This window comes from Vagococcus sp. QWL-13, assembly GCF_058683555.1.
Window position 1 is genome coordinate 122,669 of sequence record NZ_CM178746.1, and the last position, 13,348, is coordinate 136,016.

At 45.0% G+C, this 13,348-nt stretch carries 15 protein-coding genes and 1 pseudogene; 4 read left to right on the forward strand and 12 right to left on the reverse strand.

Annotated elements, in window-relative coordinates; genetic code table 11:
- The first annotated feature begins 93 nt into the window (after positions 1 to 93).
- The 4 genes and pseudogenes from deoC to AC4PHI_RS00640 form a co-directional block, all read left to right on the forward strand.
- A complete protein-coding gene (gene deoC, locus AC4PHI_RS00625; RefSeq protein WP_492200405.1) occupies positions 94 to 798 on the forward strand; it encodes a deoxyribose-phosphate aldolase in 705 nt (234 codons plus the stop codon).
- Positions 799 to 818: 20 nt separating this feature from the next.
- The gene (fsa, locus tag AC4PHI_RS00630; RefSeq protein ID WP_492200406.1) at positions 819 to 1,466 is read left to right on the forward strand and encodes a fructose-6-phosphate aldolase; all 648 of its coding nucleotides are present in this window, start codon (positions 819 to 821) and stop codon (positions 1,464 to 1,466) included.
- A 71-nt stretch (positions 1,467 to 1,537) separates the two neighbouring features.
- Positions 1,538 to 2,353, forward strand: a complete 816-nt coding sequence (locus AC4PHI_RS00635) for a triose-phosphate isomerase family protein (RefSeq protein WP_492200407.1) — start codon at positions 1,538 to 1,540, stop codon at positions 2,351 to 2,353.
- Between the two features lie 87 nt (positions 2,354 to 2,440).
- Positions 2,441 to 3,613: pseudogene (locus tag AC4PHI_RS00640) on the forward strand (transketolase family protein); the annotation flags it as partial.
- A gap of 307 nt (positions 3,614 to 3,920) precedes the next feature.
- Here AC4PHI_RS00640 and AC4PHI_RS00645 read toward each other — a convergent pair.
- From AC4PHI_RS00645 to AC4PHI_RS00700, 12 genes are all read right to left on the reverse strand, one after another.
- Positions 3,921 to 5,501, reverse strand: a complete 1,581-nt coding sequence (locus tag AC4PHI_RS00645; protein ID WP_492200408.1) for a recombinase family protein — start codon at positions 5,499 to 5,501, stop codon at positions 3,921 to 3,923.
- The gene (locus tag AC4PHI_RS00650) at positions 5,494 to 6,786 is read right to left on the reverse strand and encodes a recombinase family protein (RefSeq protein WP_492200409.1); all 1,293 of its coding nucleotides are present in this window, start codon (positions 6,784 to 6,786) and stop codon (positions 5,494 to 5,496) included. Before AC4PHI_RS00650 ends, AC4PHI_RS00645 begins: the two co-directional genes overlap by 8 nt.
- A 28-nt stretch (positions 6,787 to 6,814) precedes the next feature.
- Positions 6,815 to 7,003 (reverse strand): hypothetical protein, encoded by a 189-nt coding sequence (locus AC4PHI_RS00655; RefSeq protein WP_492200410.1) that lies wholly within the window; start codon positions 7,001 to 7,003, stop codon positions 6,815 to 6,817.
- Positions 6,993 to 7,370, reverse strand: a complete 378-nt coding sequence (locus tag AC4PHI_RS00660; protein WP_492200411.1) for an RNA polymerase sigma factor sigma-70 region 4 domain-containing protein — start codon at positions 7,368 to 7,370, stop codon at positions 6,993 to 6,995. Before AC4PHI_RS00660 ends, AC4PHI_RS00655 begins: the two co-directional genes overlap by 11 nt.
- On the reverse strand, positions 7,363 to 7,581 hold the full coding sequence (locus AC4PHI_RS00665) for a hypothetical protein (protein ID WP_492200412.1): 219 nt from the start codon (positions 7,579 to 7,581) through the stop codon (positions 7,363 to 7,365). Before AC4PHI_RS00665 ends, AC4PHI_RS00660 begins: the two co-directional genes overlap by 8 nt.
- A 76-nt stretch (positions 7,582 to 7,657) precedes the next feature.
- Positions 7,658 to 9,646: a DNA polymerase gene (locus AC4PHI_RS00670; RefSeq protein WP_492200413.1), complete on the reverse strand. Its 1,989-nt coding sequence runs from the start codon at positions 9,644 to 9,646 to the stop codon at positions 7,658 to 7,660.
- A 209-nt stretch (positions 9,647 to 9,855) separates the two neighbouring features.
- Positions 9,856 to 10,416 (reverse strand): DUF2815 family protein, encoded by a 561-nt coding sequence (locus AC4PHI_RS00675; protein WP_492200414.1) that lies wholly within the window; start codon positions 10,414 to 10,416, stop codon positions 9,856 to 9,858.
- Positions 10,409 to 11,542 carry a DUF2800 domain-containing protein gene (locus tag AC4PHI_RS00680; RefSeq protein ID WP_492200415.1) on the reverse strand — a complete coding sequence of 378 codons (1,134 nt, stop codon included), beginning with the start codon at positions 11,540 to 11,542 and terminating at the stop codon, positions 10,409 to 10,411. The genes AC4PHI_RS00675 and AC4PHI_RS00680 overlap by 8 nt, the downstream gene beginning before the upstream one ends.
- Positions 11,539 to 11,832: an rRNA biogenesis protein rrp5 gene (locus tag AC4PHI_RS00685; RefSeq protein ID WP_492200416.1), complete on the reverse strand. Its 294-nt coding sequence runs from the start codon at positions 11,830 to 11,832 to the stop codon at positions 11,539 to 11,541. Before AC4PHI_RS00685 ends, AC4PHI_RS00680 begins: the two co-directional genes overlap by 4 nt.
- The gene (locus AC4PHI_RS00690) at positions 11,829 to 12,578 is read right to left on the reverse strand and encodes a BRO family protein (RefSeq protein WP_492200417.1); all 750 of its coding nucleotides are present in this window, start codon (positions 12,576 to 12,578) and stop codon (positions 11,829 to 11,831) included. The genes AC4PHI_RS00685 and AC4PHI_RS00690 overlap by 4 nt, the downstream gene beginning before the upstream one ends.
- The gene (locus AC4PHI_RS00695) at positions 12,556 to 12,693 is read right to left on the reverse strand and encodes a hypothetical protein (protein WP_492200418.1); all 138 of its coding nucleotides are present in this window, start codon (positions 12,691 to 12,693) and stop codon (positions 12,556 to 12,558) included. Before AC4PHI_RS00695 ends, AC4PHI_RS00690 begins: the two co-directional genes overlap by 23 nt.
- 106 nt (positions 12,694 to 12,799) lie before the next feature.
- Entirely contained in the window at positions 12,800 to 13,339 is a 540-nt protein-coding gene (locus tag AC4PHI_RS00700; RefSeq protein WP_492200419.1) for a sigma factor-like helix-turn-helix DNA-binding protein, read from the reverse strand.
- Positions 13,340 to 13,348: the final 9 nt, after the last annotated feature.

Consider the following 13,348-nt stretch of genomic DNA (forward strand, 5'->3'; position numbering starts at 1 on the left):
AAAGCAGTGAAAATGTTCTATACTAAAAATGTAGCAAAAATACAAAACATTAAAACGTTTAGGAGGTATGCTACTAAGAAGAAAGCATCAGAGATGACGATTGAAGAATTAGGTAAGTATATTGATCAATCGGTTTTAAAACCAGATTTTACTGAAGCTGAAATTCGCAAGTATATTCAAGAAGGGATTGATTACCACTGTGCCACTATTTGTATCAATCCATCGTCTTTAGATATTGCGGTAGAAATGCTGGAGGGTTCAAAAACTAAAATCTGTGTTGTTTGTGATTTTCCTTTTGGAACCAGCACGACAAAATCAAAAGCAATGCAAGCCGACGAGTATTGCAAACGCGGCGATATTTACGAACTGGATATTGTAGCGAACTATGGCTGGATTCGCACCGGGAAATATGACGATGTCACAACAGACATTAAAGCGGTAGTTGATGCGTGTCATAAATATGGAACCGCTGTAAAGGTAATTTTTGAAACAGATACCTTGAATGAAGAACAAATTCGCCAGACCTGCGAATGTGCGATTGGTGCAGGAGCTGATTTTGTTAAAACAAGTACGGGATTTGTTACTGGCTATGAGTCCAATGGAGCCACCAAGGAAGTGATTAAAATCATGATGGATCAATGTAAAGGTCGAATTAAAATCAAAGGTAGCGGCAGCATTCGTACCCGTGAACACTTTTTGGAATTGATTGATATGGGCATCGATCGTATGGGAGTTGGCTACAAATCAACACCAGTTGTTTTGGGTTTAGATAACACCGTTAGTGCTGACACATATTAAGGAAGGGAGGTAAATATCGTATGAAATTCTTTTTAGACACAGCCAATGTTGCGGAAATTAAGCGAATCACTGAGTTAGGTTTGGTAGATGGGGTCACAACCAATCCTACAATTATTGCTAAAGAAGGTCGAGATTTTGAGGAAGTGATCAAAGAAATTTGTTCAATCGTTGACGGTCCAGTAAGCGCAGAAGTAACTGGTTCTAAGTCCGACGAAATGATTAAAGAGGCGAAAGTTTTAGCTGGGTGGGCACCCAATGTTGTAGTTAAAATCCCTATGACTGAAGAAGGTTTAAGAGCAGTCAATCAACTAACGAAAAAGGGCATCAAAACCAACGTAACTTTGGTTTTCACGGTAGCACAAGGATTAATGGCGGCGAAAGCTGGAGCGACTTATGTGAGTCCTTTCTTAGGACGTTTGGATGATATCGGAACAGACAGTGCAACGTTAATCAAAAACTTAAGAACGGTCTTAGATAATTTCAGCTTTGAAACAGAAATTATTTCAGCTAGTGTTCGTGGACTAGAGCATGTGGAGAAGGTCGCGGAATTAGGAGCCGATATTGCGACTATTCCAGGGAACCTGTTCCCTAAACTATGGAGTCATCCTTTAACAGATAAGGGTATCGAACAATTCGAGAAAGACTGGGCGGCATTCTCCAATCAATAAATCAAAACGAAGAGGTTAGTTTTGCAGCTGTTTTACGACCTCCAGCAAATAGAAAAATGGAGATGATTTTAATGGAAAATCAAAAGAAACCAATTGTCATAATGAACTGGTCCATGCGGCAAAATCGCAAGAAAGAAGCCATTGAGTTTGCGACCAAAATCAGTGAGAACAAAAGTGCCGGAAAAGATATTGATGTCGTTATTTTACCTTCAATGGGAACTATTTCTCCCGTTTCAGAAATTCTAAAAAACACTTCCGTTCAATTAGGAGCGCAAAATATTGCCCCAATTGAGCAGGGAGAATTAAGCGGAGAGTTTTCAATTGAGTCGTTGATTGATATGGAAGGAACTTTTGTAGAGTTAGGGCATTGGGAACGAAGAAAGTTGTTTAACGAAACCGATCAAATCATTAATCAGAAGGTTAAATTAGCTTTGAAGCATAACATTCGTCCAATTTTATGTATTGGTGAACTGGAAAAGAAAGATGCAGACAATGTTATTGATAAAGTCAAATACCCGAACTATGAACAAGAATTGGAGCAGGAACTGTTTCTACATATTTTTAATGGACTGTATGGAGTGGAGCAGGAAGACTTAGATAAGATTGTGCTTGCCTATACACCAGCTTGGGCAGTAGGCACTGCTAAGGCAGCTGGTGCACCTCATATTAAAATGGTTGTTTCATTTATACGTAGAGCCATTGTTAAAATCTTCGGGAAAGATGCTGATAAGAAAATTCGCCTTGTTTATGGTGGTTCTGTCAGTCCAGAAAATAGTAGTACGATGATTAAAATGGCTAAGCTTAACGGTGTATTAATGGGAAGGTTTGGCAGCGACTATAACAGACTGCAGCAAATTATTGAAGTGACTAAGAATTTGAAGGCTTAACTAGAAAAGTAAAAGAAATGCTGGTGAGTAAGTCTCTGATTTTTTCACCAGTCTCTTTGAAAAAAATAGTAGGAGGAAAAAGTATTGATATTCGATCATGTCGATCAATTAGGGGTTAATACCATCCGTACTTTGGGGATTGATGCCATTCAAAAGGCGAACTCAGGGCACCCTGGTATCGTCATGGGGGCAGCCCCAATGGCTTATGTTTTATGGACGAAGCATTTGCAGGTCAACCCGGCAACTTCACTCAAGTGGCCGAATCGGGACCGCTTCATTCTGTCCGCCGGCCATGGCTCTGCCATGCTGTATAGCCTGTTGCATCTAGCGGGTTATCAGGTAACAATGGATGACCTAAAAAACTTTCGGCAATGGGGCAGCAAAACCCCCGGGCATCCGGAATTTGGCCATACCGATGGGATAGAAGCGACCTCGGGTCCTTTAGGTCAAGGAATTGCGATGGCTGTAGGAATGGCAATGGCTGAAGCACATTTAGGGCAAACTTATAATCGTGAAGATTATCAAGTAATGGATCACTATACCTATACCATTTGTGGGGATGGAGATTTGATGGAGGGCGTTTCTCAAGAGGCAAGCTCTCTAGCAGGCCACTTAAAATTAGGGAAACTAATTGTCTTGTATGATTCCAACGATATTTCTTTAGATGGCCCGACATCGAAAGCTTTTACTGAAGATGTTGGTGCCCGCTTTCAAGCTTATGGCTGGCAGCATCTTTTAGTCGAAGACGGCAATGATTTGGAAGCCATCAATCAAGCCATTGAAGAAGCTAAAGCAGAAACAGCGAAGCCAACCCTAATTGAGGTTAAAACGGTAATTGGCTTTGGTGCTCCCAAAGAAGGAACTTCTGCGGTCCATGGAGCACCGATTGGCAAGGATGGAATTGAAACAGCCAAAGAAGCTTATGGCTGGGACTATCCTGAATTTACTGTGCCCAAAGAGGTAGCCGAACGATTCAAAGAAGCGCTGATACAAAAAGGTGCGGCAAAGGAAACAGCTTGGAACGCGTTATTTAAAAACTATCAAGTTGCTTATCCAGATCTGGCAAAACAATTTGAGACGGCCTTTTCTGGCGACCTACCAGCTGATTGGGACACACAGCTACCGGTCTATGAAGAAGGTTCGAGTCAGGCAAGTCGTGTATCAAGTAAAGAAATGATTCAAGCAATCTCTCAAGCTGTACCGAGCTTTTGGGGAGGATCAGCAGATTTGTCTAGTTCAAATAATACGACAGTAGCTGCATAAAAGGACAACAAAACGGATACAATCCGCCAGTTGTCTTTTTTTATGCCTAAAAGGTGCTTATACCGAGGCTTTCACGATAAGACTAAATAAACGAAAGGGTGCAAAACGGCCTGATTTTCCACTATTCGAGCGTTTTCTTACACCCTTTCATTCGCAGGTGAAACCTTCTACACGAAAGTCAGAGTTTCGTGTCGCTTGTTTAGTTTCGTGTGGATAGTCCACTCGAAAGAGAAAGTTTCGTGTCGCTTGTTCAAAATGAGAAAAATCCCCAGAGAAACAGGGGATGTGATGAAGGAGTTGTATATTAGGAAAGCAAGATTTCTTTTGAAATGCCGCTTCTTAAATGAAAAATTAATTTTTTCTCATCACCTTCAGGGACGCTGACGTAATCAACGAGACTACACCATAACTCCTCGCTGAACTTAATATCGGTGATTTCATCGAGCCTGTCGGCAAATTGGAGTGCATTAAAGCGTCTTTTATCCTTGTCGGCGATTATTTCTTTTAGCTCTGCAAGGCTTTGAGTTTTCTTTTCGTAGGCTGCCAGAGCCTTATTATAGGATTCGTTTTTCTCGTCCTCTGATTTTCCGATGATCCTGAGTTGCTGACCAAGCTCAATGTAATCCTGATCCAGCTCGATTTCAAGTTGCTTGACCTTTTCCTTATCGTCATCTGTATCCAGAACCTGTGCTAGGGTTTCTCTGCAAAGCTTAATGATGCTCTCTCTTTGTAGCATTATTTTCTTTGCCATATCTTCAAAGCCGGCAATGATCTCCTCTTCGGTGAGATGAGGAGTGGAGCAAGGTTCGCTCCCGGCGTATTTCTTGCCGCACTGCCAGATGTAACGGCGATATTTCGTGGTCGAGTGCCATACTTTCCTGGTATAAGCTTCTCCGCAACACTCGCAGATGATCCGTCCGGAAAAGAAGTTCTTTGAAGAACCGCTAATCTTCATTTCCTCTCGGCGTTTTATCTCGTGTTGCGCCATCTCAAAAATCTCATCACTGACGATGCCTTCATGGCTGTTTTCAACATAGTACTGAGGAATTTCTCCCTCATTCACTTTCTGTTTCTTTGTAAGAAAGTCCACCGTGAAGCGTTTTTGTAATAAGGCATCACCTTTATATTTCTCGTTTTGCAGAATGCTTTTTATGGTTGTTGATCTCCAGATATCCTTGCCTCTGGGAGACTTGATTTTATCCGCCATTAGACTTTTAGCAATGCCGTTATAGGTCATACCGAGCAAGAACTCTCTATAGATTCTTTTGATGATTTCCGCTTCATCGGGCACGACTTCCGGTCTTCCGTCTGCCCCTTTCTTGTAGCCTAAAAAACTACCGTAGGGCATAGAAACTTTGCCGTCTGCAAATCGCTTTCTTTGCCCCCAGGTGACGTTTTCGGAAATTGACCGGCTTTCTTCTTGGGCAAGCGAACTCATGATGGTGATGAGGAGTTCTCCCTTGGAATCGAAGGTGTAGATATTTTCCTTCTCAAAGTAAACCTCAACACCCTTGTCCTTTAATAAGCGTACATGGGTTAATGTATCAACGGTGTTTCTCGCAAAGCGGGAGACTGATTTAGTCAGGATCAAGTCGATTTTACCTGCTAAGGCATCGGCAATCATCTCCTGAAAACCCTCACGCTTTTTCGTCATCAGCCCTGAGATGCCCTCATCGGTATAGACTTTCACAAACTCCCATTTCGGATTTTCTTGAATATGCTTTGTGTAATAGCTGATTTGTGCTTCGTAGCTGTTAAGTTGTTCGTCCACATCCGTTGAAACACGGGCATAGGCTGCGACTTTGCGTTTTCGTGTTTTCAGGTCGGAAACCAGACTATCTTGTGCTCTTTTTCTCGCCGGAATGACGGTTATCTTTTTATTCATGCCTTGCTCGCTTCCTGTTTTGTTCAGCGACCTTCTCACGCATTTCTTTTGTCCAAGATTCCGAGCGGGAGCGATCATTCCATGTTCTCTTGACCTCTGTCCCGTCCTTCATAAAAAAGACGATCTCATTTGGCTGTGTAATCGTCATTTCTTTTATCTTGGCTGTGATGTTCTCATGGCTCAGGTCATTTGTTCCCAAAAGCTCACAAAGCATATCTTCTAACACCTGTTCAGGGATGCCCTTCATATCGCATTTTCCGTCCCTCATGCCGAGGTTGCGGGCACATCGCCAAAATACTCTTACAGGCGTCTTTTTTCGATTAAATGGAGCACCGCAGGCTCCACAGAAGAGCAATCCGGTGAAAGGCTTGCCGTGATGCGGCAGGGCTTTCTTGATCGGAGCCCGTCGTCTCATCTCTTCTTTTACAGCTTCAAACAGCTCCCATGAAATAATGCCCTCATGGGAATTTTGAACGAAATATTGAGGTCTTTCTCCGTAGTTATATTTTGTCTCTTTGGTTAGCGGATCAATGGTGTATCGCTTGTTAAGAAGAGCGTTGCCGGTATGCTTTTCATTCTTCAGTAAGCTTCTGATGTCACTTGCTTTCCATTTGCCGCCTTGTTTGCGGGGCTCTCCCATTTCGTTGAGTTTTTTAGCAATATTTCCGCTCTGTAATCCTGACAGATAGTCTTCATAAACCATTCGGACGATTTGAGCCTCGTGTTCGTTGATGACGAGGTTTCCATCGATTACGTCATAGCCATAAAGGTGTGACATGCCTACCAACTCTCCGTTTTCAAATTGCTTCTTGATGCTCCAGCTTTTATTTTTACTGGCCGATATGGCTTCTTCTTGAGCAAAAGAGGCGAGGAGAGTAAGAAGAAGTTCACCTTCAGCGGTCAGGGTATTGATCCGTTCACGCTCGAAGTAGACGGCGATACCTTGTTCTTTCAGGTCTCGCACGATGTTTAACAGGTCGAGTGTGTTCCTGGCAAAACGAGAAATGGATTTCGTAAGAATCAGGTCGATTTTTCCTGCATCGCAGGTGCTTAACAGTTCTTCTAATCCCGGACGTTTGCTCTTGGTGCCCGTTATGCCGTCATCGATAAATACGCCGGCAAATTTCCACTCCGGATGAGAGAGGATGAGTTTTTTATAATAATCAATTTGGCTGCCGAGAGAATGAAGCTGTGCTTCGCTTGCTGTCGATACTCTCGTATAGGCAGCGACCTTTTTCCGCTTGAAAGCTGATGGCTTTTTTGCGGGTATTTTCTTTACTTTCATAGGCCCTCCTTTCCATCACATATTTGCTCTAAAACCCTGTATTATCAAGCTTTTTCGGTTCTTTTAGACCTGAAATCGGCGGCTTAATTTCCTGCCCGATTATGGCCAGACAGCTATCTGTTTCAGAGGCTGTTAGCAATCCTTTTTTGGCCCAGTTTTTCAGGATTGCCTTTGCCAACTGATACTCCGCTTCTTTTTTCCAAGCCTCATACATCATTTACACCACGAAAACGAAAGGCTATGTAGCAAGAATGGGAGCAGTATTTACGATTCTTTCTTGCTTTGAATGTCTTGCCGCAGTTTGGGCAAATATGCTCTGTTCGGTATTGCTTTTGCCGAGTATTCCAATACGCCTGCCGACAAACGTCGGAACAGAAGCGTCTGGGGCGACCGCTTTGATAGTCCGGCAACTCACCATTGCAATAGAGGCAACGAGCTTTTTCTGCCTCTTGAATGGTTATTTTTTGGCGCTGGCAAAAAGATTTCACCGTATTAACATTCAAGTTCAGGTCTTTAGCGATGCTGGAGATGGGGTCACCGTTTCTTCGCCTGGATATGATGATGTTTCGTTCTCGTTCAGTCATCGTTCACACCCCAATTCTCCAGCCACTCGGCCGCACAGGATTTGCAATAGACACAGGTTGTATGAAGATCGGTATCTTCTTCTTTCAAAACGTCACTTAGGTTTACCTGGATTTCTTTTCCGCATTTAGGGCAAATGGAGTAGACGTTTTTATCAGATAGACGGGTAATAACCTTACTGTTTTCTGAAAGCGTCAATTTGGTATAAAACATGATCTGTCCTCCGTTTTTTGTGATAGGGAAAACTCCCTTCACTTCCCCCTTGGACAGATCAGGCGTTTTTGGGCAATTAATCTTTCTGATAAAAAGAACAAGTGAAGCCGTCCGCATCAAGCTTTAGGCCTTTAGCCCATTTTGGTGTCCTGCTCATCTGCTCACATACAGCCTGTACCGACATGCGGGGATCAGCTTCGATGACGATCTCATCGTGGATATGCATGACAATGTCAGAGTATTTAAAGGTCATAAGGGTACTGCATAGGATGTCTCTGGAAATAGCCTGCACGATGTTTTCGACAAGCTTCGCTCCGTAGGTTTCGATCCGCTCCCAGCGTTTTCCCGTTCCTACACCTTCATAAGTGATGGACTCACCGCCGAAGCGGTTTTCTTCAATGCGGGGTTTGGCATAGAAAAGCTCTCTGCCGGACGAAAGGGTGATAATGAGCATGCCGGACTCATAGCGAAAGCGAATATTTTTAACTTCCTTTTTCCTGGAACGCTCTCTTACGGTAGATATAGCCGCCCGGTCAACGTCCTGCCAAAGCGTGACAATATTAGGGTTCGTCGCACGCCATGCATTTACCAAGTTTGGAAGCTCCTCTTCCAAAAGCCCCATCTCAAGGGCACCCATTGCTTTTAAGGCTCCGACCGAGCCGCCATAGCCGCAGGCCAATTCCGCTATCTTTCCTTTTTGCCTGAGATGTGCATTCACACCGTGCTTTTCTACAGGAACGCCGAACATCTCACTTGCCGACCTGCAGTAGATGTCGCCACCTTCAGAGAAAAGTGCCATCCGCCATGTTTCTTCCGCCAGCCAGGCGAGGACTCTTGCTTCAATGGCGGAGTAATCAGCAACAAGAAAGATGCGTCCTTTTTTCGGAATAAAGGCGGTGCGGATCAGTTCCGATAAGACTTGCGGAATAGAATCAAAGAGCAGGTCTAAGGATTCAAGGTCACCATCTTTGACCAGCTTTCTTGCAAGCTCCAAATCTTCCATCTTGTTTCTTGGGAGATTTTGAACTTGAATGAGCCTTCCTGAAAAGCGACCGGTGCGGTTGGCCCCATAGAATTGCAAAAGCCCCCTGGCACGGCCGTCGCGACAGACACAGTCTCTCATCGCTTCATATTTCTTAACGCTGGATTTGGCAAGCTCCTGCCTGGTTTCAAGAACCTCTTTGACATCGCCGGAAGAGTTTTCAAGAAGTGCTTTTACTGCCTTTTTATCAAGAGATTCAGTTGCGATTCCCCTTGATAAAAGCCACTCTTTTAGCTGCAGGACAGAATTGGGATTTTCAAGCCCGGTGATTCGTTTGAGTTTTTTTATGCTTTCTTCACGGACGGCTTCATTTATCCGGATGGCATTTTTAGCGAGGTCTTTGTCCAGCAAAATGCCGAGGTCATTTATTTCCTGATCTCTGTGGTAAATTTCCCATTCCTTATCCGGCATAGGAAAACGGGAAAGCTTGTCATGAATGAGAAGTTCCGTTTCCACATCTCGTTTGTTATAGGATTTGTAAAGTTCCCACTTTTCCGGATCGTGTGAGGGCAGGTTTCTTGTTCTGCCGCCATTTGCCTGAGTCGCCTTACAGGGAAGAGAAAAATAGCGGATGAGATCTTTTCCGGTCTTTAGTTTTTGTTTATCCAGTCCTAAAACCTCACCGACCCCTTCCAAAGATAAGGGAAGCCCCAGATAGGCGGACCAGGCCATATCGCAGTACCAGGACTTTGGATCAAGGTAGTGCAGATATTCAGGATCGTGTCCAAAGGGTAGCGGTTTTTCTAATACATAGCCTTGTCTTTTCAGCCATTCCGAGATGCAAACCCGCTCAAACTGAGCGTTAAAAGCCCATTTGATGACATCACCCGAAAGAAAGGCATGAATGATTTTCTCCGGCACCTTTTCACCCTGAGCGAGGTCAATCGTCTTTATCTCTCCTCCGTCGATGGCATAAGAAAGAAGCAGGATTTCAAAATCCGCCTCCTCAACATAGCGATAAACACCTGTTTTTCTTAAATCGGCAGAGGAATAAGTTTCAATGTCTAAGCATATTGTTTTCATTTACTCCCTCCATAGAGAGAAAGGGCGGAGCCTTTGACCCCGCCCTCCCGTCATCAGTTTTTCCTTTGCTTTTTTGCCTGACTCCATACTGCTTTACAGAATCTGTAGACAAGGTAGAAAGGTAAGAAGGCTAATGTTCCTGCAAGAAGCGTTGCTGTGAAAAGCTGATAGAGCTGAGAAAAGTATTCACAAAACATGAGATAGTCTCCTTAGCTCAAAAAGTCATCGTCTTCAACAAAATCAGCAAAGTCGTCTTCTGCGCTGGTACGGCTTCCCAAGGGTTCTCCGTCACGGATTTTCTGCAGGTTATTTAAGCCGCAGGCGATTCCGCGATTGCCGTTGGAGTTGAAGGCATAGAAATTAATCGATGCTCTGCCGTAGACTCCGCTGTAGACTTCCGAGCGGGTCAGAATTGGCTGCACATTGGCATCGACAATGCCTGGCTGAGTGGTTGAGTTGGCGTTGAGAAAGAAGCTGTTTGCATAGGCTTCGTCATCCGGACGCTCCGTATCACCGTCACGAAGCGGTGTCTTGATGGATTCAAGCGGAGGGACAGAACGGCTGTTGCCTTTCAGCTTCGCTTCGCCTTCCTTGTAGGCGGCTTGAATCGCCTTCTTGATGGCTTCAATGGTTTTCTTGTCGCTTTTCGGAATGATGAGAGATACCGAGAACTTCGGCACTCCGCCATTAATGGATTTTGGATCCCACACATTGGCGTAGGACCAGCGAGTGTCTTTACCTGTAATTACTTTCATTGGATTCTTAGTCATGGATCGTTTCCTCCTTAAAATCATCAAATATGTTTGTCATTTCCGGTCTTTTATCGCTTTCCGGTACAAGCGTCGGTTTGCCCTGAGGCTTAATCACGAGATCTCCTAAGAGATCGCTGAACTGTTTCCTGCCGAGAAGCTGAGTCATGGCAGTGATGCCTAAGACCTTCTTTTCATAAGGGTCAAAGCCTGCCTGCTTAACCGTCTCGGCGACTTTTTTTTCATCGCTGTACTTACGGTTTGACCTGCCCTCGACGAGCTTAAATCCCGCCCATTTCTTGCCGGATTTGGCAGCTGTCAAGGCGTAGTCCTTGATATCCTTGGCCCATGCGGAAAGCTCGTCAAGTTTGTCTAGGACAGACTCGATTTCCTCATCTGTCAGGAGCGGTGGTCTTTTAAAGTCATACTTAGCCAGTTCAAGATTGGCACTTGCTCGTTCTGCACAGGTCGCTTTTACCTTGCAGAACTGACACCAGCTTCCGGCTGAGAAATCACCCTTGCCTTCAAAGGCCAGTGTGGCAATGGGCTTTACAGTTTCTTTGGCCCAGCCGTAGAGTTCTTCTTTTGGCAAAGTAAAGCTTGAGATATTGTCTCTTCTTGGCTGAAAGATAGTCATTTTGACTTCGTCAAAATCGTAGATGCTGTCAAAGAGTAAGCTTGCCGCCAGGCCGTAGAGCATAAGCTGAGGATTTTGCTCCGCTTCGACCAGCACCCCTGTTCCGTACTTAAAATCCCAGAGATAGAGCGTATCGTCAGCGATGATGATGCAGTCCGCTGTGCCAAAGCCCTCCGGCACGATGTCGGAGAAGTCGAGCCTTTGCTCAATCAGGACAATCGGGTCAGCGGTGGATTGCTTAATCCCTTCCAAACACTCCATGATATGGTCGGCATAGAAGGCTGCCGCATCGTCCATCTCTTTTGAGTAGTAGGAGAGGTTTTCCGTCGGGTCATCCGCTTTCATGCTGAGGGCGGATTTCAGCTTGTATTCCGCAAGCTCGTGTGCCGCTGAACCTTCCAAGGCATAGGGCGATGCTTCGTCTCTGACCTTTGCGTTCAGCCTTGCCGAGGGTGGGCAGTGTAGCCACCTGTAGGAAGAAGAAGCGGATAACATGGCATGTGCCGTCATTTCTTTAATCCCTCCACTTCCTTTAGCAAGGCTTCGTAGTGCATGGGTTCTACCGCTGAGAGTTTCTCCGCACCGTACTTTTCAATCAGCGCCTTTATCTCCTTGGTAAAACCTGCCTGCGATTTCTTGGCGAGAACGGCTCTGACATCGGACAGGCTGAGTTCGGGTTTTGCAGGCTTCTCCGGAACCACAGGCTTGTCGCTCTCGAGTGCTGATGCCAATGTGCCAAGGCTATCCGCCAAAGCGTGCATATCATCAACAATGTCTTTTAGTAACTTGATTCTGCTCATGAGACACCTCCTTCGAGAAGAAGACGGAATGTCTCACGACCTTTTGGCGTAATCAGCGTCTGGTAGCCCTTCCAGTCGGTTTTCTCGTTGAAACACTCCTTGATTTCAAAAAGACCGTCATTTTTCTCGGCGTAAGGAAAGAGCGTGCCTTTCGCATCCCTGTAGATGTAGCCGTGGCTCAGGAGATAGTCGATAAACTCCTTTTGCTTAACACCGAGCGCCTTTGCCGTATTGCGGAAATTAGAGAGTAGGTTTCTGTCCACCAGCTCATCAAAGTAATCCGCCTTAGGCTGCATGACTGTGTTTTGAACGGTGAGCTGCGAATTCCGGATGGAAAGGGCATCACGTTCTTCTCTTGCTTTTTTGAGTTCCGTTGCCAGCTGAATTAAGGTGTCCGGATTAAGAAGTACTTCTTCTAGCTTCGCAGGAGTCAAGTAGGCTCCGTGTTTGCGGATGTCCGGCAGCACCTCGTGCGTGATCCAGCGTTTGAAGATTTTCGCTTCAGGTTTTCGGCTGGCTAGGATCAAGTTATATAAGCCGTACTCATTGATGCAGTTGGTCATTCCCTGACGACCTAGATTGAATCTAGACCGTTCGTCATCATCCAGGCGCTTAACAGCGTCAGTTGTGTTTTTGATATCCAGTGCATCGCAAATATCCGTTGCGACAAACCAGATATCTCCGTCTTTTGTCAGTGTTCGGATTTTTCCGAACTGTTCGTGTTCATAGATTTGCATTTGCTCCATACTTGGCCTCCTTTCTCTTACTCATGAGTTCTTGTGCTAATCTTTTTGACATGATGCTGATGGTGATAAGTAGTCCGATCAGCTGTTTGTCATCCGGGTCTCTTGCTCGTTTCATTGGCGTTCCTCCTATCCGAAGGGCAGGTATCGTTTGTCCCTTCACCCTCCCCTTGGACAAGAGGAGGGATTTTGGGCAAACGAAATTGAAAAAAGTTTTTGATGGCCTAAAACCAGTCACTTAATTTCTCCAGCAGGGTTTTGAAAATGACCGATTTTCTGTAGTTCACGGTTTTTCTTGGACAGTCGATTTTAGATGCGATAGCTCGTTCGCTAAGACCGTCCATGAAGAGACGGGTTATTTCCCGGTCACGGGGAGACAAGCTTTGAATTGCAGCGTGGATAGCTTCTTTGAATGCTTTTTCTTCCAGCTCTTCAGATAAATCTGATTCATCTGCGATCAGGTCGATAAGCGTGCTGAAGACCCTGTTTTCATCTGCGACTTGCACATCCAGCGAAAGGAATTCTCCTTTTTTGTGATAAGGGCAGACATCACAGTCAGCCGCACACTTCCAAAAGAGGTGTTTGGGGCAAAAGCAGCGACATGCCCGCTGTTCCTGCTTTCGGATTCGATTGATGCTTTGATTTAGTTCCTGATAGATTTCTTCACTGACCGGGATAAGGTCGACGCTATAGGGGTCGTCCGGTCTTCTTAACGGGTAGTAGCGTTGTTTCTTGGATTGACTTTGTTTGTCTAAATTTTTCATCTTTTGTCC